The following is a 24,182-nucleotide window of genomic DNA, read 5'->3' as shown; positions in this document are numbered from 1 at the left end:
CGAGCGACCAGAAAAGAGGAGCCGGCAGCGATGGCCCGCCGCAGCACGAAGACCCCGCCGCCCGACGACTCGTACGAGGAGCGGATCCTCGACATCGACGTCGTGGACGAGATGAAGGGCTCGTACCTCGAGTACGCGTACTCGGTCATCTACTCCCGCGCGCTCCCCGACGCCCGCGACGGCCTCAAGCCGGTGCACCGGCGCATCGTCTACCAGATGAACGAGATGGGCCTGCGCCCCGACCGCGGCTACGTGAAGTGCGCGCGTGTCGTCGGCGAGGTCATGGGCAAGCTGCACCCGCACGGCGACGCGTCGATCTACGACGCCCTCGTGCGCATGGCCCAGCCCTTCTCGATGAGCGTGCCGCTGATCGACGGCCACGGCAACTTCGGCTCGCTGGGCAACGACGACCCGCCGGCCGCCATGCGGTACACCGAGTGCCGCGCCGCCGAGGCCGCGAGCCTGATGACGGAGTCGATCGACGAGGACACGGTCGACTTCGCCCCCAACTACGACGGCCAGGAGCAGGAGCCGGGCGCGCTGCCCGCCGCCTTCCCCAACCTCCTGGTGAACGGCGCCTCGGGCATCGCGGTCGGCATGGCCACCAACATGGCGCCGCACAACCTCAACGAGGTCATCGCGGCCGCCCGCCACCTGATCCGCTACCCGAACGCGGATCTGGACGCCCTGATGAAGCACATCCCGGGCCCCGACCTGCCCACCGGCGGCCGGATCGTCGGCCTCTCGGGCATCCGGGACGCCTACGAGACGGGCCGCGGCACCTTCAAGATCCGCGCCACGGTCTCGGTGGAGACGGTGACCGCCCGCCGCAAGGGCCTGGTCGTCACCGAGCTGCCCTTCACGGTCGGCCCGGAGAAGGTGATCGCCAAGATCAAGGACCTGGTCGGCGCGAAGAAGCTCCAGGGCATCGCCGACGTCAAGGACCTCACCGACCGCGCCCACGGCCTGCGCCTGGTCATCGAGATCAAGAACGGCTTCGTGCCGGAGGCGGTCCTGGAGCAGCTCTACAAGCTGACACCGATGGAGGAGTCCTTCGGCGTCAACAACGTGGCGCTGGTCGACGGGCAGCCCCTCACGCTCGGCCTCAAGGAGCTCCTCGAGGTCTACCTCGACCACCGCTTCGAAGTGGTGCGCCGCCGCAGCGAGTTCCGGCGCACCAAGCGGCGCGACCGGCTGCACCTGGTCGAGGGCCTGCTCACCGCCCTGGTCGACATCGACGAGGTCATCCGCATCATCCGCTCCAGCGACAACTCCGCGCAGGCCAAGGAGCGGCTGATCGAGCGCTTCTCGCTGAGCGAGATCCAGACGCAGTACATCCTGGACACGCCCCTGCGGCGCCTGACCCGGTTCGACCGCATCGAGCTGGAGTCCGAGAAGGACCGTCTCAACGCCGAGATCGCGGAGCTGACCCGGATCCTGGAGTCGGACGCCGAGCTGCGCAAGCTGGTCTCCGCCGAGCTGGCCGCGGTCGCCAAGAAGTACGGCACCGAGCGGCGCACGGTCCTGCTGGAGGCCGGGGCGACGGCCCCGGTGGCCGCCGTGCCGTTGCAGGTGGCGGACGACCCGTGCCGGGTCCTGCTCTCCTCGACGGGGCTGCTGGCCCGTACGGCGAACGGCGATCCGTTCCCGGAGGAGGCCGGCGGCAGGCGCGCCAAGCACGACGTGATCGTCTCGGCGGTGCCGGCCACCGCGCGGGGCGAGGTCGGCGCGGTGACGTCGGCGGGCCGCCTTCTCCGCCTGAACGTGATCGACCTGCCGCAGCTCCCCGAGTCGGCCGCCAACCTCTCGGGCGGCGCCCCGCTGGCGGAGTTCGTCTCCCTGGAGGACGGCGAGACACTGGTGTGCCTGACCACGCTGGACGAGTCCTCGCCCGGTCTGGCGCTCGGCACCGAACAGGGCGTCGTCAAGCGTGTGGTGCCCGACTACCCGTCCAACAAGGACGAGTTGGAGGTCATCACGCTCAAGGACGGCGACCGGATCGTCGGCGCGGTGGAACTGCGCACCGGCGAGGAGGACCTGGTCTTCATCACCGACGACGCCCAGCTCCTGCGCTACCAGGCCTCGCAGGTCCGTCCGCAGGGCCGGCCGGCGGGCGGTATGACGGGCATCAAGCTCACCGAGGGCGCGAAGGTCATCTCCTTCACCGCGGTGGACCCGGCGGTGGACGCGGTCGTCTTCACGGTCGCGGGCTCGCGCGGCACACTCGACGACTCGGTCCAGACGACGGCCAAGCTGACGCCGTTCGACCAGTACCCGCGCAAGGGCCGTGCCACGGGCGGGGTGCGCTGCCAGCGGTTCCTGAAGGGCGAGGACTGCCTGTCCCTGGCCTGGGCGGGCGCCGTCCCGGCCCGCGCCGCGCAGAAGAACGGCACCCCGGCCGACCTCCCGGAGATCGACCCGCGCCGCGACGGCTCGGGCGTGTCCCTGGCGAAGACGGTGTCGGTGGTGGCGGGCCCGGTCTAGGCCGGTTCCCCGGGTTCCTCCTCGGTCCCCTGTACGTAACGCAGGACGCCCCACATGCCGGCCTCGTCGGTGTGCGGGGCGTCCTGCTGTGCCCCCTTGCACGCCTCCAGCTCCTTGCCGAGGGCGGACGTGTCGATGCCGGAGCCGATAAGGACGAGCTGGGTACGGCAGGCGTCTCCGGACGGCCAGGGCTCTGGGTAGAACCGCAGGAAGCGCCCCACGGCGTGTACGGCGTAACGGTTGCGGACGTCGTACGGTCCGAAGTCGACGTACCCCTTGATCCGGTAGAGCCCTTCGGGCCGGCTGTCGAGGAAGCCCATGAGCCGGCGGGGGTCGAGGGGCGTGTCCGAGGTGAAGGACAGGCTGTCGTAGGCGGAGTGCAGGTGGCCCGCGTGGTCGTGACCGTCGTGATCGTGGTCCTCGGGGTCGTGCAGGTCGTCGAAGGAGAGCTGTCCGACGCGTTCCTCGCCGGGCCGGCAGTCGAAGAGGAACTCGGGGTCGACACGGCCGTAGGTGGCCGGCACGACGGCGGCACGGTCGACGAGGGACCGGACGACCGCGAGAACGCGCTCGGCGTCCTGGGGAGCCGCCCGGTCGAGCTTGTTGACCACGACGAGGTCGGCGAGGCCGAGGTGGCGGTCGAGCTCGGGGTGCCGGGCGCGGGTGTCGTCGAACTCGGCGGCGTCGACGACCTCGACGAGCCCGCCGTAGACGATGTGGGGCTGCTCGCTGGCGAGCACCATGCGGACGAGTTCCTGCGGCTCGGCGAGCCCGCTGGCCTCGATGACGATGACGTCGATGCCGGAGTCGGGGTGCGCCAGCTTGGCGAGGTACCCGTCGAGTTCGCTGACGTCGACGGCGCAGCACAGGCAGCCGTTCCCGAGGGAGACGGTGGAGTCGCCGAGCGCGCCGGCGACGGCCATGGCGTCGATCTCGATGGCGCCGAAGTCGTTGACGACGGCTCCGATACGGCTGCCACCGCTGCGGTGGAGGAGATGATTGAGGAGCGTGGTCTTGCCGGAACCCAGGAATCCGGCGAGCACGACGACCGGGATCTGCCGGGGGCTCCCGCTCGGCTGACTCAACGTACGACCTCTTTCGCGCTGCTGCGTGCACCGGATCGCGGTCCCGGCGCACGTACGAGGTGTGAATGCCGGACCAGGATACGAGCCGGAACAATCCCCTCGAAGTGAACGATTGTTAGCAGCACTTGCGGGGCAGACGTTGGGGAAGGCGCCGGTTCGTGCGACCCTCACTTCCCTCCGTGCGCCTCCTCTCCGCCTCCCCCGCCGATCAGAGCCGCTCGGCACCCTGGGAGACGGCAAGCGCCGCCCACCGCTCGCCGGTCCCCATCAGTCGACCCGCACCCCGACGACCGGCGGACGGCCGTTTGGATCGGGGATGACATGGCCACACAGAAGTCTGGGAAGCCGGGGCTCGATTCCGTGCTCGCGGCGGGGGCCGCCTTCACCGCCGGAGTGCTCACCACGCTGACCGCACGACGCCGACGGCACAAGGGGTCGCGGCGCGGCCCGGAGCAAGCCGACCGGACCGACGACGCATTCCGAGCCGCCCTGGTGGACTACCAGAGGCTGCAGCTCGGCCTCCTGGAGCGCGCCATCGACGATCCCGAACTGGCCCAGGTGTTGAGCACCTTCGAGGTGGAGTCGCCGACCCACCTCCGGCAGCATCTGTTCGCGAACGCCCTCTACTCCAACGCTCTGTTCGGTTACCGGATCGGCGTCGCGAGTCTGGAGGAACTGCACGGCCACTTGCGGGTGCTCTGCCGGAGCGCGCTCTTCCGCAGGTACTGGGAGTCCACCCGCCCGCACCGCGCGAGCCTCAAGGACGACTCCGAAGAGGGACGCATCGGCCGGATGGTGGACAACCTCATTCGCGATCTGGACGAGGCCGACACGGAGGAGTGGTGGGTGGTGGGTGAACCTCCCGTCGGATGAGCCCAGTTGGGGCAAGGATAAAAGCCCGGGGAGCAGATCCGTTTGGCGTAGACCGTCTCAACAGATGGACACTCGGTGTGACAACAGGGGGCTGCGGTGGGGCTAACCTGTCCCCCGCCCAACACCCACATCGTGAGAACGGGGACCCCCTTGAGAATCGTGCGTCGCATTGGTGCCTCTCCCAGGGAACGCGGGAGCATGAGCGGCGACACCTGTCCCGACATCTTCGAGCTCAGTGACGGCAACTTCGCCGTGATCGGGACCGAGGCCACTGCGGCGCTCGACGGTCAGCTCCCTCCCGACGCGGCACGCGCCGACTACGAGCGGATCGTGGTGGTGAGCCGGGAGACCCTGCTGCGCGCCAAGGCCGACATCCCGGACGCGTGAGTCCCGCCCAGGGCACTTGAGTCACCCTCACTCGTGCCCCGCGGAATCCTCGCCCCGCCGCACCCATCGACGAGCGACACCGGGGCCCCTGCGAGCAGATCGCCGACCCGCCCACTGCTCATGTCCTTCTGTGAGCCCGGCGCCAGAACGGCACCGGGCCTCATGCACGCCTAGGCCATCACCGGCACCGCCACCGGCGCCTCCGCCCCCACATACCGCGCCACCGGCCGGATGATCTTCGAGTCCGCCGCCTGTTCCAGGATGTTGGCGCTCCACCCGACCACCCGCGCCGCAGCGAACGTGGGCGTGAACATCTCCCGCGGCAGCCCGCACAGCTCCATGACCACGCCCGCGTAGAACTCGACGTTGGTGTGGAGCTCCCGCCCCGGCTTCAGCTCGGCCAGGATCGCCTCCACCTGTCGTTCCACCTCGACGGCGAAGTCCACCCGGGGTCCGCCGAACCGCTGGGCGACCTCCCGGAGCATCCGGGAACGCGGGTCCTCCGTGCGGTAGATCGCATGACCGAAGCCCATGATCCGTTCACCGGCGAGCACGCGTTCGCGGATCCAGGGGTCTATCCGGTCGGGCGTGCCGATCGCGTCCAGGGTGTCCAGGGCCCGACTCGGCGCTCCCCCGTGCAACGGCCCGGACAAGGCCCCTACGGCCCCCACGAGACAGGCCGCCACATCCGCCCCCGTCGACGCGACGACCCGTGCCGTGAAGGTTGATGCATTGAAACCGTGATCAATGGTTGAGATCAAGTACTGCTCGACCGCCCGCGCCCGCTGCGGTTCCGGCTCCGAACCCGTCAGCATGTAGAGGTAGTTCGCCGCGTAGGAGAGGTCCTCCCGCGGCTCCACCGGCTCCAGCCCCTTGCCCAACCGGTGCAGCGCGGTCAGCAGCGTCGGCACCGCCGCGGCCGCCACGAGCGTGTCCCGGCGCCGCTCCTCCGGGTCGATGTCGTACACCGGCCGGAACCCCTTCGCCGCCCCGAGGAGCGACAACGCGGTGCGCATTCCGGCCAGCGGCCCCGACCTCCCGCTCGCCGCCGCGATCGCCGGCAACGCCGCCCTGACCTCCTCCGGCAGCCGCCGCAGCCCCGCGGTCACGGCCCGGAACGCCACGGCCTGCCCCGCGTCCGGCAGTTCACCGTGGACCAGAAGGTGCCAGACGTCCTCGAAGCCACGGGTCTGCGCGAGCTCGACGGCCGAGTACTGGCGGTAGTGATAGAACCCCTCGCGCCCCCGGACGTCCCCGACCTCGGTGTCGGTGACGACGACACCGGCGAGCCCTCGCGGTACCTCGACAAGTGTGGTTGCGGACCTGTTGACCGACATGATTCCTCCCTGGACTTGATTCGACTGTCCATGATTGACTCATTTCCTGTCAATATTGATTCAATCAATGTGAAGTCAACATCGTCTGTCAACCCTTCGGCTGCGGATACGGTGACCTCTTATGCGCGATCAAGACCCCCTCCCGGGCCCCGCCGAACACCGGCTCAGCACCAAGGAGGCCGCCGAACTGCTGGGCGTGAAACCCGAGACCGTCTACGCCTATGTGAGCCGCGGCCAGCTCAGCAGCCGACGCGTCCCCGGCGGCCGGGGCAGCACCTTCGACGCCAAGGAGGTCGAGGCCCTGGCCCGGCGCAACCGCCGGGAGAGCGGCGGGAGTCCGGGCTCCGGCGGTGAGCTCTCCGTACGGACCCGGATCACGTTGATCGACCGGGACCGCTACTACTTCCGGGGCGTGGACGCGACGGAACTCGCCGCGCGTCACTCCTACGAAGAGATCGCCGAATGGCTGTGGACCGGACGCATGCAGCCCGGCGTCACCTTCACCGCCCCCGAGGCCACGGTCGACACGGCCCGCCGCGCGGTGGACGCGCTGCCCGAACACACCGGCCCCACCGACCGGTTGCGGGTCGCCGCGATCGCCGCAGCGGCGGCCGACCCGCTGCGTTTCGACCTGTCCGAGGAGGCCGTGCTCGGCACCGCGCGGACCCTCATCCCCACTCTGGTCGCCGCCCTGCCGCCCGTGCTGCACGACCACCGCCGTGACGACGCCCGGCTGGCCCCCCGGCTGTGGTCGCGCCTCACCGGACACAAGCCCGACGAGGCGTCCCTGCGCGTCCTGGACACCGCGCTCGGACTGCTCGTCGACCACGACCTCGCGGCCTCGACCCTCGCGGTGCGCGTCGCCGCGTCGGCGCGTGCGCACGCCTATGCGGCCGTGTCCGCCGGACTCGGCGTCCTGGAGGGCCCCCTGCACGGCGCGGCAAGCGGGCTCGCCCACAAGCTGCTGCTCGACGTGCTCGAACTCGGCGACGCGGCCCCCGTGATCGCGGAGGAGCTGCGGGCCGGCCGCCGCATCCCGGGCCTGGGTCACCGGCTCTACCCGGGCGAGGACCCACGCGCGCGTGCCCTGTTCGCGCTCCTGGAGGAGATCCCCCGGGCCGAGCCCGCCCTCCTCGCGGCCCGCGACATCGTGGCCACCACCGCCCGCCACGCCCCCCTGCACGCCAACGTGGACCTGGCCCTCGCCGTGTTCACCGCCTCCTCCGGGATGCCCGCCACGGCCGGCGAGACGGTCTTCGCCGTCGCCCGGACGGCCGGCTGGATCGCCCACGCGCTGGAGGAGTACGGCGAACGCCCGCTGCGCATGCGCCCGAGCGGCACGTATGTGGGCCCGAAGCCACCCCAACCCCTGCCGGAACGCTGAAACGGACCCGGCCGGAAGTCGCCGCGCGCCAAGTCAGGTTAGGCTCACCTCTGTGGGTACCTGCTCAACGGTCTCGCACGACCTCGACGAGCCCGTTTCCGGAACCGCGGCCATCGCGCGGACCTGGCTGCTGCTGGAGCAGCCCGGCCCCTGGGGCGCCAAGGCGCTCACTTCGAGCCACCTGGACCCCGCCCTGGGCCGAGCCCTGGAGACCGCGGCGACGGGCACGGACGTGCGCGTCGCGCTCATCCGCCGCCCCGGTCGGCACGCCGACAGCGGAACCCCCACCACCCGGCAGGTGTACGCCGCCCACACGGCTCCCGGCAACGTATGGCTGCGCAGTGCGACGACCCGCGATCCGCGGGACCTCCTCCACCTGGATCTCGCCGCACTCGGCAGCGGGGACCACGGCAGCTTCGACGCGGCCCTCGGCGGCCGTCCGCACACCGGCGACCCGCTCGCGCTCGTCTGCACCAACGGCAAGCGGGACCGCTGTTGCGCCCTCCTCGGCCGTCCGCTCGCCGCGGAACTGGCCGCCTCGGGCGTCGAGGGCGCCTGGGAGGTCACCCATCTGGGTGGTCACCGCTTCTCTCCGACGCTGCTGGTCCTGCCGCACGGCTACGCCTACGGCCGCGCCGAGGCCCATGCCGTCAAGGAAGTCCTCCACAACGTCCAGGAGGGCCGGATCGTGGTCGACGGATGCCGCGGCAACTCCGCATGGGAACGCCCCGGCCAGGCGGCCGAGCTGGCCGTCCGCACGGCGGTGGGCGAATACGCGGCCGAAGCCCTGACCGTCGTACGCACGGACGGCGCGGCCCCGCACTGGGAGGTGACCGTCGCCCACGTCGACGGCCGCCACTGGCGCGTCCTCGTGGCCCAGACCGCCGCCCTGCCGCCGCGCCCGGAGAGCTGCGGGGCGTCGGTGCTCGGCTCGCCCGCGCGGATGGACGTGGTCGCGGTGCGCGAGCTGAGCACCTCGACGGCGCTGGCGTGCTGACCGGACGCTCGCGCGGGTGCGTCCCCAGCACTGTCTCCGGCCCGTACGGCTCATCAACGGGTTGATCAAGAGATCCATGCCACACCCCCTACGGTGGATCCGGGGCCTCCCCGTACCGTCATGGGTATGAGCCGCACTCCCCCCGCCCGCCGCCTGCGCCTCGGACTGCCCCGCCGGGTGTTCTCGCAGGTGCTTCTGATGCAGTTGGCGATCGCCGCGGGAGTGGCGGTGCTCGCGACCGGTCTGTTCCTCGCGCCCCTGAGCAACCAGCTCGACGACCAGGCGATGCGCCGTGCGCTGGCCATCGCCCAGACCACCGCCGCCGAGGCGCAGATCGCCGAGCAGGTCAAGGACACGCCCCCACTGCCCGGTGGCCCCGTCCAGCGGGAGGCCGAGAGGATCCGCAGGGCGACCGGGTCCGAGTACGTCGTGGTGATGGACTGGCGAGGCGTCCGCTGGTCGCATCCCACCCGCAGCGAGGTGGGCAGGATCGTCTCCACCGACCCGGGCCAGGCCCTGGCGGGCAAGGAGATCATGCAGATCGACAGCGGCACCCTGGGCCGTACCGCCCGCGGCAAGGTGCCGCTGTACGACAGCGAGCACAAGATCGTCGGAGCGGTCTCCGTCGGTATCGCCTACGACAGTGTGCGCGCCCGGCTGATCCACGCGATCCCGGGGCTGTTCGCGTACGCAGGCGGGGCCCTCGCCGTCGGTGCGCTGGCCGCCTGGCTCATCTCCAGGAGAGTGCAGCGGCAGACCCGTGACCTGGCCTTCTCCGACATCTCGGCGCTGCTCGCCGAACGCGAGGCCATGCTGCACGGCATCCGGGAGGGCGTCGTGGCGCTGGACCGCGCCGGACGCATCCGTCTGCTCAACGACGAGGCCAGACGCCTGCTGGGCATCGGCGACGAGGCCGTCGGCCGCTCCCCCGACGAGGCGCTCGGGGACGGTCGTACGGCCGACGTCCTGGCCGGACGTGTCGCGGGCACCGATCTCGTCACCGTGCGGGGCCAGCGGGTGCTGGTCGCCAACCGCATGCCCACCGACGACGGCGGTGCCGTCGCCACCCTGCGCGACCGCACCGAGCTGGAGCAGCTCGGCCGGGAGCTCGACTCGACCCACGGCCTCATCGACGCCCTGCGCGCCCAGGACCACGAGCACGCCAATCGCATGCACACGCTCCTGGGGCTGCTGGAGCTGGAGATGTTCGACGACGCCGTGGAGTTCGTCGGGGAGGTCGTCGGCGACCACCGGGCCACCGCGGAGCAGGTCACCGAGAAGATCGAGGACCCGCTGCTCGCCGCGCTGCTGGTGGGCAAGGCGACCGTCGCCGCCGAGCGCGGGGTCGCCCTGTGGGTCTCCGACGGGACCCGGCTGCCGGACCGGCTGGTCGATCCGAGCGGCCTGGTGACGATCGTCGGCAACCTCGTGGACAACGCCCTGGATGCCGTCGCCGGCGCACCGCACGCGCGCGTGGAGGTCGAGCTGCGCACGGAGGGCCGTACCGCCGTCCTCAGGGTGCGGGACACCGGACCCGGCATCCCGGTGGAACAGCGCGAACTGGTCTTCACCGAAGGCTGGTCGACCAAGGAACCGCCCGCCCACCGGGGACGCGGCCTCGGGCTCTCCCTCGTACGCAAGCTCGCCGAACGCCAGGGGGGCAGCGCGGTCGTCGGCGAGGCCGGTGGCGGAGGCGCGGAGTTCACCGTCGTACTGCCGGACGCACTGGCCGAGCCGCAACCCGCGCTCACCGCCCCACCGACCGGGCGGGCCGCCACCGAGGAGGAGTCGTGATGATCGAGGTCCTGGTCGTGGACGACGACACCCGCGTGGCGCGCGTCAACGCCGCCTACGTCGAGAAGGTGCCCGGCTTCCGTGTGGCGGGCGAGGCGCACAGCGCCGCGGACGCACTGCGCCAGATGGAGAGCCTCCCCCATGTCGACCTGGTCCTCATGGACCACTACCTGCCCGACGAGACGGGCCTGGAGGTCGTCCAGGAGATGCGCCGGCGCGGCCACCAGACCGACGTGATCATGGTGACGGCCGCGCGGGACGTGACGACCGTGCAGGCGGCGATGCGCCACGGGGCGCTGCAGTACCTGGTGAAACCGTTCGCCTTCGCGGGTCTCAGGGCCAGGCTGGAGGCGTATGCCGAGCTGCGGCGCACCCTGGACGGCGGCGGGGAGGCGGAACAGGCGGAGGTCGACCGCATCTTCGGTGCGCTCTCGTCACCGGCGGAGCCGGATCTGCCCAAGGGGCACTCCCCGACCACGGTGGAGCTCGTCCGCAGGTCTCTGATGAACGCCGAAGGGCCGCTGTCGGCGCAGGAGATCGCCGACCGGACCGGGGTGAGCCGGCAGACCGCCCAGCGCTACCTGAAGCTCCTGGAGCGCACGGGGCGGGCCCGGCTGACCCTCAAGTACGGCGACGCGGGCCGCCCGGAACACCGTTACGTGTGGGCGACCCGCGCGTGAGGAGACTCAGCCTGCGTTCTGCGCGGCCTTGTCGACGAACTCGGTCGTGTACGTCTTGTCGAGGTCGACGTCGGCGTTCTGGATGTTGGGGTTGAACGCCTTGAGGACCTTCTCGACGGTCTCGGGACCGTTCTTGGGCATCACGCCGTCCTTGGTGAACATCGGCAGCGTGTTCTTGATGGCGACCGCGTACAGGAGCTTGTTGCCCTGCGAGTAGTCGGCGGGCATCTTGTCGGCGATCTGGGTCGCGCTGTGGGTGGACATCCACTTGAGCGTCTTGACGAATGCATTGGCCAACTTCTGGACGGTGTCCTTGTGACCGTTGACCCAGTCCGTCTGCATGTACAGGCTTGACGAGGGATACGGTCCGCCGAGCGCCTCGTCCGAGCCCTGGGGCGTGCGCATGTCCAGGAGGATCTTGCCGGCCTTCTTGTCCAGGATCGTCGCGACGGTCGGGTCGGTCGTCATGCCGCCGTCGATCGAGCCCTGCTGGAGCGCCGAGATGAAGGTCGGTCCCGCGCCGACGGCGACCGGGGTGAAGTCGCTGACCCTCACGCCGTTCTTGACGGCGAGGTACTTGGTGAGGAAGTCGGTCGAGGAGCCGAGGCCCGTGACGCCGAGCTTCCTGCCCTTGAAGTCCTTGGGCGAGGTGATGTCACCGGCCGCCTTGGTGGAGACGATCTCCACCTCGCCGGGCGCGTGCGAGAACTGCACGACCGACTCCACGTCCTTGCCCTTCACCTGGAGGTCGAGGGTGTGGTCGTAGAAGCCGACGGCCCCCTGGACCTGGCCGGAGACGAGCGCGGTCTCGGCCTGGACGCCGGCGGGCTCGCTCAGCAGCTCCACGTCGAGTCCCTCGGAGTCGAAGTAACCGAGCCGCTGGGTCAGCATCGCGGGCAGGTAGATGACCTTGTCGAGGCCACCGACCATGATCTTGACCTCGGTGCCCTTGCCGTCCCCCTTGCTGCCGGAACCGGCCGACGCCGTGCCGGCGGCGTCGTTGGCACAGGCGGTGAGCGAGGTGAGGGCGAGCAGGCCGGCGGCGGCCAGAGAGGTGTATCTGGCGGTCTTGCGCATGGGTTTCACGTCCTTGGGAGGGCGGTACGGGCGGGCGGGAGCCCGGAAGACGGAGGCTGTCTGAGGGGGTGACCTAGGGGGGTGAGGGCTGGGAAGGCGGGAGACCCAGGGGGCCGGAGCTGGGACGGAAGCCGGGGAGGGCGAGGGCTGGGACGGCCGGCCGGGGAAGGCCGGAACTGGGACGGAAGCCGGCCGGGGAGGGGCCGTCGCAGGCGGCTCAGCCGTCGGAGCTCGTCGGCTTCCAGCGGAAGATGCGGCGCTCGGCGAAGGTGAGCAGCCCTTCGGCGAGGAGTGCGACGACGGCGAGGATGACCATCGCGGCGTAGACACCGGCCGCGTTGAACGTGCCCTGCGACTGGGCGACGAGCAGGCCGATGCCCTTGGTGGCGCCGATGTACTCGCCGACGATCGCGCCGATGAGGGCGAAGCCGAAGCTGACGTGCAGGCTGGTGAAGATCCACGAGGTCGCGGACGGGACGACGACCTGGAGCGTCACCCTCCGGTCGCTCGCGCCGAGGATGCGGGCGTTGGCCACCAGGTTGCGGTCGACCTCGCGAGCGCCCTGGAAGGCGTTGAAGAAGACCGGGAAGAAGACCAGGACGACGGCCGAGGCCACCTTGGAGGCCGGTCCAAGTCCGAACCAGATCACGAAGATGGGCGCGAGGACGATCCTCGGTATCGAGTTGAGCACCTTGATGTATGGACCAAGTACATCGGCCAGCAAGGTGATCCGCCCCAGCGCGATACCGAACACCACACCGGCCACCACGCCTACGATCCAGCCCAGCAGTGCCTCGTAGAGCGTGTACCAGATCTGTTCGCCCAGTGATCCGAGTGCGGTCCCGTGCGTCACCCAGGTCCAGATCTGGTCCCAGATCTTCGAGGGCATGGAGAAGTTGAAGGGATCGATGACCTCGGCCCGCGAGAGCACTTCCCACAGGCCGAGGACGGCCACCAGGAGCAGGACACGGGACGCGCCGACGACGATCCGGCGTCTGCGGGCGGCACGCGCGCGTGAATGCGCGCGGTCGGTCTTGGCGCCGGGGTCTGCCATGGCCGGCGCGACCTGGGTCTCGGGCAGGACGTCAGGCGACATGGGCGGCGCTCCTCTCACGCGTGATGCGGACCTCTTCGCCGAGGGACTGCCAGATCTCGCGGTAGATCTCGATGAACCGCGGCTCCAGACGTACCGACTCGACCTTGCGCGGCCTCGGCAGGTCGATCTCGAAGACCTGCTTGACCGTGGCGGGCCCGGCCGTCATCACGACGACCCTGTCGGCCAGCGCGATGGACTCCTCCAGGTCGTGGGTGACGAAGACGACGGAGGCGCCGGTGCCCTCCCACAGTTCGAGGAGTTCGTCGGACATCAGGGCCCGGGTCTGCACGTCGAGCGCGGAGAACGGCTCGTCCATGAGCAGGATCTCGGGGTCGTTGACGAAGGTCGCGGCGAGCGCGACCCGCTTGCGCTGACCTCCGGAGAGCTGATGGGGGTAGCGGTCCTCGAAGGCCGCGAGTCCGACCCTGGCCAGCCATTCCCGCGCCTTCTGCCTGGCCTCCGCCTTCGGCACCCCGCGGAAGCGAGGGCCGGCCATGACGTTGGACAGGACCGTGCGCCAGGGGAAGGTGGCGTCCTGCTGGAAGACGAAACCGACCTTGTCCCCGACTCCCCGGACCGGCTCCCCGACGACCAGGACCTCGCCCTCGGAGGGCTCCTCCAAGCCGCTGACCAGCGTCAACGTGGTCGACTTGCCACAGCCCGTGGGCCCGACGACCGCCACGAACTCCCCACGCCGCACCGTGAGGTCGAGTCCACTGACGGCCGTGTGCAGACCCCCCGACGGGGTCCGGAATGTCTTGCTCGCGCCCCGCAGTTCGATGGCGGGGCTGGTGTCTGCGCTCATGGCCGGGGACGGTAGATGTGGCCTGTGCCACGGCATCAGTCTTCTGGGCACATGCCGTTCTTTTGCCTGCAACAGCCTGTTGTGCTCGTTTAGCGCGCGCTACAACAGCGGAGCCGAAACACGGGCGTGAGGCCCGCCAGGCCTTGAGGGAAAGAGGCCCGATGATTGACGTCCTGGTCGTGGACGACGACTTCCGCGTCGCCGAGATCAACGCGAAGTACGTGGGGAAGGTTCCCGGCTTCCGGGTCGCCGCCCGCGCCCACAACGCGGCCCAGGCACTGGCCAGCGTGCAGCGCGGAACCATCGACCTGGTCCTGCTGGACCACTACCTGCCCGACCAGACGGGACTCGAACTCGTCCACCGCATGCGGGAACAGGGCCACGGCACCGACGTCATCATGATCACGGCAGCCGGCGACGTGACGACCGTCCAGACCGCGATGCGCCTGGGCGCCCTCCACTACCTGGTCAAGCCCTTCACCTTCGCGGCCCTGCGCACCCGCCTCGACTCCTACGCCGCCCTGCGCCGCACCGTCGACCGGGTCGGCGGCCACGGCATCGCCGGCCAGGAACAGGTCGACCGGATCTTCGGCGCCCTGCGCACCACCCCGGCCCCTGCCTCCCCCGGCCTGCCCAGCGGCCACTCGGAGCCGACCACGGACCTCATCTGCCGCGTCCTGCACCACGCCGGCCACCCCCTCTCGGCCCACGAGGTCGCCGCGGAGACGGGCCTGAGCCGCTCCACCGCCCAGCGCTACCTCCGCCACCTCGAACAGGCCGGCCGCCTCCGCCTCACCCTCAGATACGGCGACACGGGCCGCCCGGAACACCGGTACGCGTGGGTGACGCCGTAGCCGAACAGGGCGCCGTAGCCGATCAGGACGGGGCGTTCCGACGACGGGTACCGCATGCCAACGCGGCCGTAGGTCGAGGGGTCCGCACAGCGAAGGCGGTTGTACGACGACCACGAGGGCGCCGTCCGCTACACAGCTCCCGCCCCCGTGAGCGACCGTACCTCCGTCTCCGCGTGCTTGGCCTCGTCGGCGACTTCCGCCGAGGTGACCGTGCCGAGCCAGCCCGCGACGAAGCCCAGCGGGATGGAGACCAGACCGGGGTTCTGCAGCGGGAAGTACTGGAAGTCGACGCCCGGGAAGAGCGACTCGGGGCTGCCGGACACCACGGGCGACAGCAGCACCAGGGCCATGGCCGGGATCAGGCCGCCGTAGACGGACCAGACGGCACCCCGGGTGGTGAACCCGCGCCAGAACAGCGAGTACAGCAGCACCGGCAGGTTCGCGGACGCGGCGACGGCGAAGGCGAGGCCCACCAGGAAGGCGACGTTGAGGTCGCGGGCCAGCAGGCCGAGGGCGATCGCGATCACGCCGATCCCCACGGCGGCGGTCCTGGCCACGGCCACCTCACTGCGCGGCTTGGACCGTCGGCGCCGTAGCGAGGCGTACAGGTCATGCGCGACGGAGGCGGACGAGGCGAGGGTGATCCCGGCGACCACGGCGAGGATCGTCGCGAAGGCGACGGCGGCGACGATCGCGAACAGAACCGTTCCTCCGGTGGAGTCCGCTCCGCCGCCCAGGTCGAGGGCCAGCAGGGGGACCGCGGTGTTCCCGGCGGCGTTCGATCCGCGGACCGTCTCGGGCCCCACGATCGCCGCGGCCCCGAACCCCAGCACGATCGTCATCAGGTAGAAGCCGCCGATGAGCCCGATCGACCAGACCACCGAACGCCGTGCGGCGCGTGCCGTGGGCACGGTGTAGAAGCGGGACAGGATGTGCGGCAGCCCTGCCGTGCCGAGCACGAGCGCGAGTCCCAGGCTGATGAAGTCGAGGCGGGCGGTCCAGCCACCGCCGTACTTCAGTCCAGGGGCCAGGAACGACCGGCCGTGGCCGCTGCGCTCCGCCGCCGTGAGCAGCAGTTGGTCGATGTCGCCGTGGAACCGCACCAGCACGAGCACGGTCAACGCGACCGTCCCACCGAGCAGCAGGACCGCCTTGACGATCTGGATCCAGGTCGTCGCCCGCATCCCGCCCAGGGACACGTAGATCACCATGAGAGCCCCGACGGCGATGACCGTCCAGGACTGGGCCGCCTCGCCGGTGCCCCCGAGCAGCAGCGCGACCAGGCTGCCCGCGCCCACCATCTGGGCCACCAGATAGAGAACGGACACCGTGACCGACGAGGTTCCCGCCGCGATCCGCACAGGCCGTTCACTCATCCGCGCGGCGACCACGTCGGCGAGCGTGAACCGCCCGCAGTTGCGCACGAGTTCGGCGACGAGGAACAGCACCACCAGCCAGGCCACGAGGAAGCCCACCGAGTAGAGCATCCCGTCGTACCCGAAGAGCGCGATGAGTCCGGAGATGCCCAGGAAGGACGCGGCCGACATGTAGTCACCCGCGATGGCAAAACCATTCTCCATCGGCGAGAACAGCCGCCCGCCCGCGTAGAACTCCTCCGCGGAACCGTGCCGGTGGCGGCTCACCCATGTCGTGATCCCCAGTGTGACCGCGACGAACGCGCTGAACAGCAGCAGCGCCAGAGTCTGGTGGTCTCCCGTCACGAGGACGCACCGCCTCGGGCCGTACGGGTCAGTTCCTGGGTGTCCCACCGCAGTTCGAGAGCGGCCCGGTCCCGGCGCAGCCTCGCGTGCCGGGCGTAGGCCCAGGTCAGCAGGAAGGTGGTGAGGAACTGTCCGAGTCCCGCGAGCATCGCCACGTTCACCGCGCCGGCCACCGGTCGTGCCATCAGCCCCGGCGCGCTCGTCGCCGTCACGACGTACGCCACGTACCAGGCGAAGAACCCGATGCCCGCCGGCACCACGAACCTCCGGTACCGGCTGCGCACCTCCTGGAAGGCGGCGCTGCGCTGCACCTCGAGGTAGACGTCGGCCGCCGCCGCTGCCCGCTCCTCGCGCACCTCACGTGCCGTCGCGACCGGGACCACGGATGTGCCGTCACCTGCCGTCTCGCCCCAGCCGGAGGCGAGTTCGTCGTACCAGGGGTCGTCGTACCGCACCCCGGCGGACGCCTCGGCACGGGCCACGTCGTGACCGTCGTGGTTCTCGGCCGAACTCTCGGCATCACCCCCGCTTCCGCGGGGACGAGCGTTGCTTGACTGCATGCCCAAGGATGGACAGAACGGGAAGATCCCCGACTCTTCTTCCCGGTGCACTTCACCCCATCAGGTGACTCCTCCCATCGGTGGCCTTACAAGCCCCTTCGCATAGGCATAACGCACCGCCTGCGCACGGTCCTTGATGTTCGTCTTGGCGAAGAGGTTGTTGATGTGGGTCTTCACCGTGGCGGTGGAGACATGCAGTTCGCGGGCGATCTCCTGATTGGTCAGCCCTTCGGCGATCAACGCCAGCACCTCGACCTCCCGGGCGGTGAGCCCGTCGGGCGCCTCCGCGGGGACCGGCTGCGGGGGCTCGGGGTCCGACAGCCGCTCCAGCAGACGCCGTTGGACGCTCGGCGACAGCCCGGCGTCCCCCGAGAGCACGCTGTGCACGGCCCGCACGATCTCGTCCCCTCCCGCGTCCTTGGTGAGATAGCCGCGCGCCCCCGCCTTGAGCGCGGGGAACAGCGACTCGTCGTCCCCGAACGTCGTCAGCACCACGACCTGCGTCCCCGGATACTCGGCCCGGATCCTCCGGGTCGCCTCCACCCCGTCGCAGCGCGGCATGCGCAGGTCCATCAGCACCACGTCCGGGGCGAGTTCGGCGACGAGCGCCACCGCCTCCTCGCCGTCCCCGGCCGCGCCCACGACCTCGATACCGGGCAGCAGACCGAGCAACATCACGATGCCCTCGCGGACCACGGTCTGGTCGTCCGCGACCACCACCCGCGCGGGCTTCGTCTCCTCCCCCACCGTCATACCGGCACCTTCAACGTCACCACGAACCCTTCGTCGTCCGGCCCGGCGTCCAGCGAACCGCCCAGCAGTTCGGCACGCTCCCGCATCCCCAGCAGACCGTACCCGCCGCCACTGGCGGTGAGTTCGCCCGGCGAACCGCCCGAGTCCCGCACGACCAGCGTCACCTGTTCCTCGCCGTACTCCAGCCGCATCCGCACCTTGGCCCCCGGCGCATGCTTGCGGACGTTGGTCAGGGCTTCCTGCGCGACCCTGCGCACCGCCTGCGACGCCTCGACCGGCAGGGGTCTGCGCTCACCCGAAATGGTGGCCTCGGCTCCGTCGGCCGTCCCGACGAGCTGGCTCAGGAACTCCTCCAGCGGGGTCATGTCCCCCCGAAGAGCCGACAGCGCCTGCCGGGTCTCCGCGAGACCGTCCCGGGCCATGCCCCGGGCGGCCACCACCCTTTCGAGGATCTGGTCCCGGTCCGCGCCTCCCTCGATCAGCAACCGGGCCGCCTCCAGGTGCACGAGCTGGGCCGAGAGACTGTGCGCCAGCACGTCGTGGATCTCCCGGGCGATCCGGGCCCGCTCCGCGAGTGCCGCCGACTCCGCCTCGGCCGCCCGTGCGGCCCGCTCCTGGTTGAGCAGCCGTTGGGCATTGCCACGGGCCTCCGCGTCCAGCCGCAGGACGTAGCCGGCCAGGGCGAGTCCCGCGGTCGTGGCCAGGGTGGTCAGCCACACGTCGTCATTGACGGCGGCGTAGAGCGCTAGGGCGACCACCGTGACGGGCAGGGCGGCGGCGATGGGCAGCCGTTCCAGAGCGGTGACGGCGCAACCGCACCACAGGACGAGGGCGGCGACCCCGAATCCGGCGGCCTGGGCGGCGACCGCGATCGCCAGGAGGACACTGAAGAGTGCCAGGGAGGGCCAGAGCCGGTGTGCCAGTGTGGTGCGGAAGAGTGCCCAGGCGACGCCGGCGGAAAGGAGGATTCCCGCCACTGCTCCGACGATGCTCCAGCCCCGCACATGGCTGCTGTTGAAGGCACCCCAGAGGAGCATGGCGAGCACGAGGGACCTGGTGACCCAGCCGAGCAGACGCCGAGGACGCGTCGCCGCCTCACGCGCGAGCGCCTCCCGGGAGGGCCAGCGGGTCCAGGCGTTGTCCGTCACACACGTTCCTTCCCCGTGGACCGGACCATGGGCTCACCGTACGCCGGGGCGGGTGAGGGGGCAGGCTGCAGGTAGTGCGCTCGCCGGACGAGGGTCCCGGAACGCACGAGCAGGGTTGCCGCCAGGGCGAGCAGCAGTGCGGAGGAGTCCTGGTGGACACCGATCGCCGCACCGAGCGCGAAGAGACCGACGCGCAACGCGATGCCGACGGCCCAGACGGCTCCGCTCGCCTTGGTGCTCTTGCTCCACACCGCGCCGTCCGGCTCCGTCCATATCCGGCTCGTCCAGGCCCAGCCGGCACCTATGGCGAGGCCGGTGAGCAGTTCCGCGATGAGCAGGGTGAGCGATGCCGTGCGGTGGTGGGCGTCCACGAGCCCCGGCTCGCGCAGTGCCACGACAGCAAGGACGGCGGGGAGCAGCCAACAGCGCCGGTCGGTGTCGATCCGGCTCGCCCGGAACTGCCGGGCGATCACCACGACCACAGCGACCACGATCAGCAACGCGTCGACGAGCCCGGACATCACAGCCTCCGTGAGCGAGGAAGGGTCTGCCGGCAGCGGATGCCGCCGACACCTTCGAAGCTACGGAAATCCGCAGGTGGGGAGAACGGAGCCGAGGTGGATCACGGGTGGATTTCCCGGCGGGCGGACGCTCCACCCACGGGTGGAGAGCCGCGGCACCTGGGCCTGCTGGGAAGCGAGGGTCGGCTGCCGGGCGAGATCTCCGGTGCGCGATCGATGATCTGCTCGGGGATGGGTGCGCCGGGGGCGGACTCCCTGCCCGTGCCCACCCGGCACCCGGCACCCGGCACCCGGCACCCGGCACCCGGCACCCGGCACCCGGCACCCGGAAGATGCTGCTGCCGCTGGGCGGGGCGTTTCGCTGCGATTCATGCGAGTCCTCGGTGCCACCACCGTCAGTCGCGCTTGACCACTGCCAGCCGCGCGCCTGACTGCCATCAGCCACCGTGCATGACCACCGCCGGCCGCGACGAGTGCTGCCCGTGGCTGACCACCGCAGCCTGTGGCCCGGGAGAGAGCAAAAGCGGGGCCCGCCTCGGCAGACCGGCGAAGATCGCAGGACTGTGCGAACGCGGGTAGCCGACTCGGCCGGCCGACACGGACCGGGACTGGTCGGGCACCGGCCCGACGTAGCGCCGAAGCCCCGTCGGAGACCGGCCCAATGTGAAGTCGGGCCCAGCACCAAAGCACCGAAGCACCGACCCGACCTGAAGCCGGGGCCCGTCAGAACCGACCCCGGCCCACCCCTACGCGTCGATACGCGACCGGTCCAGCGTGGCCGCCGAGCCCGAGATGAACTCCTTCCGCGGCGCCACATCGTTGCCCATCAGCAGATCGAAGACCTGTTCGGCGGCCTCGAGATCGGCGAGGTTGATCCGCCGCAGGGTCCGGTGCCGCGGGTCCATCGTCGTCTCGGCCAACTGGTCGGCGTCCATCTCGCCGAGACCCTTGTACCGCTGGATGGAGTCCTTGTAGCGGACCCCCTTGCTCTGGAACTCCAGCAGCTTCTCGCGCAGCTCACGGTCCGAGTACGTGTAGACGTACTTGTCCTGCCCCTTCTTCGGCTGGACGAGCTCGATGCGGTGCAGCGGCGGCACCGCGGCGAACACCCGGCCCGCCTCGACCATGGGCCGCATGTAGCGCTGGAACAGGGTGAGCAGCAGGCACCGGATGTGGGAACCGTCGACGTCAGCGTCGGTCATCATGATGATCTTGCCGTAGCGGGCCGCGTCGATGTCGAAGGTCCTGCCGGACCCCGCTCCTATGACCTGGATGATCGCCCCGCACTCGACGTTCTTGAGCATGTCGGTGACGGACGACTTCTGTACGTTGAGGATCTTGCCGCGGATGGGCAGCAGCGCCTGGAACTCGGAGTTCCGGGCGAGCTTCGCGGTGCCGAGCGCGGAGTCGCCCTCGACGATGAACAGTTCGCTGCGGTCGACGTCGTCGCTGCGGCAGTCGGCGAGCTTGGCGGGCAGCGAGGAGGACTCCAGAGCCGTCTTGCGGCGCTGGGCGTCCTTGTGCTGGCGGGCCGCGATACGCGTGCGTGCGGCGGCGACCGCCTTCTCCATGACGACCCGGGCCTGGGCCGCGGCGTCCCGCTTCGTGGACGTCAGGAACGCCTTGAGCTCCTTGGTGATCACGGTGTTCACGATGCGGCGGGCCGCCGAGGTGCCGAGCACCTCCTTGGTCTGGCCCTCGAACTGCGGCTCGGCGAGACGCACGGTGACGACCGCGGTCAGGCCCTCCAGGGCGTCGTCCTTGACGATGTCGTCCTCGGCGACGCGCAGCAGCTTCTTGGCGCGCAGCACCTCGTTCATCGTCTTGGTGACGGCCTGCTCGAAGCCGGCGACATGGGTGCCGCCCTTGGGCGTGGCGATGATGTTGACGAACGACCGCAGGGTCGTGTCGTAGCCGGTCCCCCAGCGCATCGCGACGTCCACGCCGAGTTCGCGGGTGACCTCGGTGGGTGTCATCTGGCCGTGGTCGTCGAGGACCGGGACGGTCTCCTTGAAGGTGCCCTGGCCGGAGAAACGGAGGACGTCGTTGACCGGCTTGTCGGTGGCCAGGTACTCGCAGAATTCGCTGATGCCGCCGTCGAAGCGGAACGACTCCTCGCCCTTGCTGCCGCCTTCGCCCAGGCCGTACTCGTCGCGGACGACGATGGTCAGGCCCGGCACCAGGAACGCGGTCTGGCGGGCGCGCTGGTGGAGGTTCTCCAGGGAGAGCTTGGCGTCCTTGAGGAAGATCTGCCGGTCGGCCCAGTACCGCACGCGCGTGCCGGTCCGGGTCTTGGGGATCTTCTTCGCCTTGCGCAGGCCGCTCGAGGCCTCGAACTTGGCGTCGGCGCCGTTCCCCGCGAAGGCACCCGGCACACCGCGCCGGAAGCTGATCGCGTGCGTGTTGCCGGCACGGTCGACCTCGACGTCCAGCCGCGCGGACAGGGCGTTCACCACGGAGGCGCCCACGCCGTGCAGACCGCCGGAGGCCGCGTACGAGCCGCCGCCGAACTTGCCGCCGGCGTGCAGCTTTGTCATGACGACCTCGACGCCGGACAGGCCCGTCTTGGGCTCGACGTCGACCGGGATGCCCCGGCCGTTGTCCCGGACCTCCACGGAGGCGTCGTCGTGGAGGATCACATCGATGTGGTCGCAGTACCCGCCCAGGGCCTCGTCGACGGAGTTGTCGATGATCTCCCACAGGCAGTGCATCAGGCCACGGCTGTCGGTCGATCCGATGTACATACCCGGGCGCTTGCGTACGGCCTCGAGCCCCTCGAGGACGAGCAGGTGCCGCGCGGTGTAGTTGGAACCGTCCCGGTCTGCTCCTGCCAGCAGAGCTGTGGACGGCACGGACGTCTCGGCGGTCACGCGGTTCGCTCCTCGCTGAATTTCAGATGGGGCCCTTGTGGGTAAGGGCGCGGCTTCGGTAGCCGCCATGAGGGTACCGAGGCCTGGTAGAGCCGTTGTAACGCCACCCTCGTGTGGAAACACAGAGTAGTCCAGAGTCGCATGCCTGTTCGATCCCTCGATGGGGTGAAGTACATATCACGTTCCCTTACAGGCATGAACCATTTAGGCTCCGGGCACGTCCTCATGAACAACCGGCAACCCAGCCGGGAGGACCGACCCCTGACCGACAGCGCGAAACCGTAAGACACACAGACACGCAATACGGCACATTCGCCGCCAGACCGGCAGCAGCCAGCCGTCCGGAAAATTTCTCTCTGGGAGAAGCCTCGAGCGGGAACGTTTTGGGGCTGGTTGGATGTTGACCCTGGTACGACAGCTCGTCGAGCTAGAGAAGAGGCGACGTGACTACTGTTCTGACCCCCGCGAGCCCGCTGACGGCCGCTGACCGCTGCGACCGCTGCGGCGCCCAGGCGTACGTGCGCGTCGTCCTGCTCAGCGGCGGAGAGCTGCTCTTCTGCGCCCACCACGGTCGCAAGTTCGAGCCGGAACTCAAGAAGATCGCCGCTGAGATACAGGACGAGACGGAGCGGCTCACGGCCGTTCCCGCATCCGCCTCAGAAGAAGAGCGCTGACACTTCGCGTCCACGACGAGCCAGCGCCGGCACAGGCCGGCACAAGGGCGGTTGCCCCTGGTCCCAGGGGCAACCGCCCTTGCTCATGGCTCTACGAGGACGCTCAGCGCCTCATGGCTGCGTAAAACACCCAGGTCCGCCAGACGCTGTCAGGCGGTCCCTCGGCCTCCCGGGGCCGCATTGCGACCCTCTCGGTCCAGAGTCCGCAGGGCCTCGGACACACGGGCGTAGACACCAGGTCGGCCCGCTCGTCCGCAGCCGCTCCCCCAGGACACCAGCCCGATCAGTTTGCCCCGGGCGACCAGTGGTCCACCGCTGTCCCCCTGACAGGCGTCACGGCCACCCCGGTCCTCCCCGGCGCACAGCATGCTGTCGGCGCGGAAGGTACCGTCGGCGCCGCCCGGATAGGCCGCCTCGCAGTCCGCGTCGGCCAGCACGTGCACGCGTGCGGCCCGCAGACTGCGCGCGTAGTCGCCGCCGCCCGTGCTGTCACCCCAGCCGTACACCGTGGCCTCGGCTCCGGCCTCGTACGCGGCGTCGCCGGCGGCCGCCATGGCGAGGACCGCGCTCTCCGGCAGCGGCTCGGCGAGGGTGATGACGGCGAAGTCCCCGGCGTTGCTCTGCGGGTCGTAGCCGGGATTCACCCAGGCCTGGCGTATGGCGATCTCCTTGCCCTGGGTCGAGAGCAGATCCGTACGGCCCGCGATGACGCGGAAGTCCCCGACCTGCTCGGGCGGGGCCCCGAGGACGTCCTCACCCATGCAGTGGGCCGCGGTGAGCACTGTGGTGGGGCCGACGGCGACACCGCCGCAGAACTGCCCGGCGCGCGTACCTCCGAACCGGTCACGGCTGGACAGGGCCACCGTCCAGGGTGCCTTGGAGACGTCGACCGGGAATCCTCCGACGACGATGCTGTCGGCGGCCACGGGGGCGGCCGACGCCAGCGGTATGGCCGCCGCCAGGGCCGCCAGAACCAGCGGCCGGGCCAGCGCGCGGGCAAGGGGGTGACGCATGCATGCTCCTCACTCCGGGTGGTGATCGGAAACCCAGAGTCATGCAGGGCGCCTGCGCGCGCAGCTCGA

Annotated in this window: 21 protein-coding genes; 9 read left to right on the top strand and 12 right to left on the bottom strand. The window is 70.4% G+C overall.

What is annotated here, in order from left to right; translation table 11 throughout:
* The first annotated feature begins 30 nt into the window (after positions 1 to 30).
* Positions 31 to 2,484 (top strand): DNA gyrase/topoisomerase IV subunit A, encoded by a 2,454-nt coding sequence (locus tag ACZ66S_RS14485; protein ID WP_469901852.1) that lies wholly within the window; start codon positions 31 to 33, stop codon positions 2,482 to 2,484.
* Here the strand turns inward: ACZ66S_RS14485 and ACZ66S_RS14480 are convergent.
* On the bottom strand, positions 2,481 to 3,569 hold the full coding sequence (locus ACZ66S_RS14480; RefSeq protein ID WP_469901851.1) for a CobW family GTP-binding protein: 1,089 nt from the start codon (positions 3,567 to 3,569) through the stop codon (positions 2,481 to 2,483). The genes ACZ66S_RS14485 and ACZ66S_RS14480 overlap by 4 nt on opposite strands.
* Positions 3,570 to 3,890: 321 nt before the next feature.
* On the opposite strand from ACZ66S_RS14480, the gene ACZ66S_RS14475 reads away from it, so the two are divergent.
* A complete protein-coding gene (locus tag ACZ66S_RS14475; protein WP_469901850.1) occupies positions 3,891 to 4,442 on the top strand; it encodes a DUF6082 family protein in 552 nt (183 codons plus the stop codon).
* A gap of 150 nt (positions 4,443 to 4,592) precedes the next feature.
* The gene (locus tag ACZ66S_RS14470; protein WP_402649195.1) at positions 4,593 to 4,829 is read left to right on the top strand and encodes a hypothetical protein; all 237 of its coding nucleotides are present in this window, start codon (positions 4,593 to 4,595) and stop codon (positions 4,827 to 4,829) included.
* A 170-nt stretch (positions 4,830 to 4,999) separates the two neighbouring features.
* Here ACZ66S_RS14470 and ACZ66S_RS14465 read toward each other — a convergent pair whose 3' ends face one another.
* Positions 5,000 to 6,166 carry a citrate synthase gene (locus ACZ66S_RS14465; protein WP_469901849.1) on the bottom strand — a complete coding sequence of 389 codons (1,167 nt, stop codon included), beginning with the start codon at positions 6,164 to 6,166 and terminating at the stop codon, positions 5,000 to 5,002.
* Between the two features lie 121 nt (positions 6,167 to 6,287).
* Here ACZ66S_RS14465 and ACZ66S_RS14460 point away from each other — a divergent pair, with 121 nt between their 5' ends.
* The 4 genes from ACZ66S_RS14460 to ACZ66S_RS14445 all read left to right on the top strand — a co-directional run bounded on the left by ACZ66S_RS14460 (position 6,288) and on the right by ACZ66S_RS14445 (position 11,021).
* Positions 6,288 to 7,550 (top strand): citrate synthase, encoded by a 1,263-nt coding sequence (locus ACZ66S_RS14460; protein WP_469901848.1) that lies wholly within the window; start codon positions 6,288 to 6,290, stop codon positions 7,548 to 7,550.
* 52 nt (positions 7,551 to 7,602) lie between these two features.
* Complete coding sequence (locus ACZ66S_RS14455; protein ID WP_469901847.1) at positions 7,603 to 8,547, top strand: sucrase ferredoxin; 945 nt, start codon at positions 7,603 to 7,605, stop codon at positions 8,545 to 8,547.
* A 126-nt stretch (positions 8,548 to 8,673) separates the two neighbouring features.
* Entirely contained in the window at positions 8,674 to 10,341 is a 1,668-nt protein-coding gene (locus tag ACZ66S_RS14450; RefSeq protein ID WP_469901846.1) for an ATP-binding protein, read from the top strand.
* Entirely contained in the window at positions 10,341 to 11,021 is a 681-nt protein-coding gene (locus ACZ66S_RS14445) for a response regulator (protein WP_469902387.1), read from the top strand. Before ACZ66S_RS14450 ends, ACZ66S_RS14445 begins: the two co-directional genes overlap by 1 nt.
* Positions 11,022 to 11,027: 6 nt before the next feature.
* Here ACZ66S_RS14445 and ACZ66S_RS14440 read toward each other — a convergent pair whose 3' ends face one another.
* From ACZ66S_RS14440 to ACZ66S_RS14430, 3 genes are all read right to left on the bottom strand, one after another.
* Positions 11,028 to 12,098, bottom strand: coding sequence for an ABC transporter substrate-binding protein (locus ACZ66S_RS14440; protein WP_469901845.1), 1,071 nt, complete (start codon positions 12,096 to 12,098; stop codon positions 11,028 to 11,030).
* Positions 12,099 to 12,315: 217 nt separating this feature from the next.
* Positions 12,316 to 13,194, bottom strand: coding sequence for an ABC transporter permease (locus ACZ66S_RS14435; protein ID WP_469901844.1), 879 nt, complete (start codon positions 13,192 to 13,194; stop codon positions 12,316 to 12,318).
* Complete coding sequence (locus ACZ66S_RS14430) at positions 13,184 to 13,999, bottom strand: ABC transporter ATP-binding protein (protein ID WP_469901843.1); 816 nt, start codon at positions 13,997 to 13,999, stop codon at positions 13,184 to 13,186. Before ACZ66S_RS14430 ends, ACZ66S_RS14435 begins: the two co-directional genes overlap by 11 nt.
* Positions 14,000 to 14,160: 161 nt before the next feature.
* On the opposite strand from ACZ66S_RS14430, the gene ACZ66S_RS14425 reads away from it, so the two are divergent.
* Complete coding sequence (locus ACZ66S_RS14425) at positions 14,161 to 14,853, top strand: response regulator (protein WP_469901842.1); 693 nt, start codon at positions 14,161 to 14,163, stop codon at positions 14,851 to 14,853.
* A gap of 128 nt (positions 14,854 to 14,981) precedes the next feature.
* Here the strand turns inward: ACZ66S_RS14425 and ACZ66S_RS14420 are convergent, their stop codons facing one another.
* The 6 genes from ACZ66S_RS14420 to ACZ66S_RS14395 all read right to left on the bottom strand — a co-directional run bounded on the left by ACZ66S_RS14420 (position 14,982) and on the right by ACZ66S_RS14395 (position 22,426).
* Complete coding sequence (locus ACZ66S_RS14420; protein ID WP_469901841.1) at positions 14,982 to 16,574, bottom strand: solute symporter family protein; 1,593 nt, start codon at positions 16,572 to 16,574, stop codon at positions 14,982 to 14,984.
* Complete coding sequence (locus ACZ66S_RS14415) at positions 16,571 to 17,134, bottom strand: DUF485 domain-containing protein (RefSeq protein WP_469901840.1); 564 nt, start codon at positions 17,132 to 17,134, stop codon at positions 16,571 to 16,573. The genes ACZ66S_RS14420 and ACZ66S_RS14415 overlap by 4 nt, the downstream gene beginning before the upstream one ends.
* Before the next feature lie 60 nt (positions 17,135 to 17,194).
* On the bottom strand, positions 17,195 to 17,887 hold the full coding sequence (locus ACZ66S_RS14410; protein WP_469901839.1) for a response regulator transcription factor: 693 nt from the start codon (positions 17,885 to 17,887) through the stop codon (positions 17,195 to 17,197).
* A complete protein-coding gene (locus tag ACZ66S_RS14405; RefSeq protein ID WP_469901838.1) occupies positions 17,884 to 19,035 on the bottom strand; it encodes a sensor histidine kinase in 1,152 nt (383 codons plus the stop codon). The genes ACZ66S_RS14410 and ACZ66S_RS14405 overlap by 4 nt, the downstream gene beginning before the upstream one ends.
* Positions 19,032 to 19,556 (bottom strand): DUF1453 domain-containing protein, encoded by a 525-nt coding sequence (locus ACZ66S_RS14400; RefSeq protein ID WP_469901837.1) that lies wholly within the window; start codon positions 19,554 to 19,556, stop codon positions 19,032 to 19,034. The genes ACZ66S_RS14405 and ACZ66S_RS14400 overlap by 4 nt, the downstream gene beginning before the upstream one ends.
* A gap of 746 nt (positions 19,557 to 20,302) precedes the next feature.
* Complete coding sequence (locus ACZ66S_RS14395; protein ID WP_469901836.1) at positions 20,303 to 22,426, bottom strand: DNA gyrase/topoisomerase IV subunit B; 2,124 nt, start codon at positions 22,424 to 22,426, stop codon at positions 20,303 to 20,305.
* 443 nt (positions 22,427 to 22,869) lie between these two features.
* Between ACZ66S_RS14395 and ACZ66S_RS14390 the strand changes: the two genes are divergently transcribed.
* The gene (locus ACZ66S_RS14390; RefSeq protein WP_053848812.1) at positions 22,870 to 23,100 is read left to right on the top strand and encodes a DUF7455 domain-containing protein; all 231 of its coding nucleotides are present in this window, start codon (positions 22,870 to 22,872) and stop codon (positions 23,098 to 23,100) included.
* Between the two features lie 149 nt (positions 23,101 to 23,249).
* Here ACZ66S_RS14390 and ACZ66S_RS14385 read toward each other — a convergent pair whose 3' ends face one another.
* Positions 23,250 to 24,113, bottom strand: coding sequence for a serine protease (locus ACZ66S_RS14385; protein ID WP_469901835.1), 864 nt, complete (start codon positions 24,111 to 24,113; stop codon positions 23,250 to 23,252).
* Positions 24,114 to 24,182: the final 69 nt, after the last annotated feature.

The sequence above is a fragment of the Streptomyces sp. NPDC107471 genome, assembly GCF_055582845.1.
This window is presented reverse-complemented; position numbering and strand designations above follow the sequence as displayed.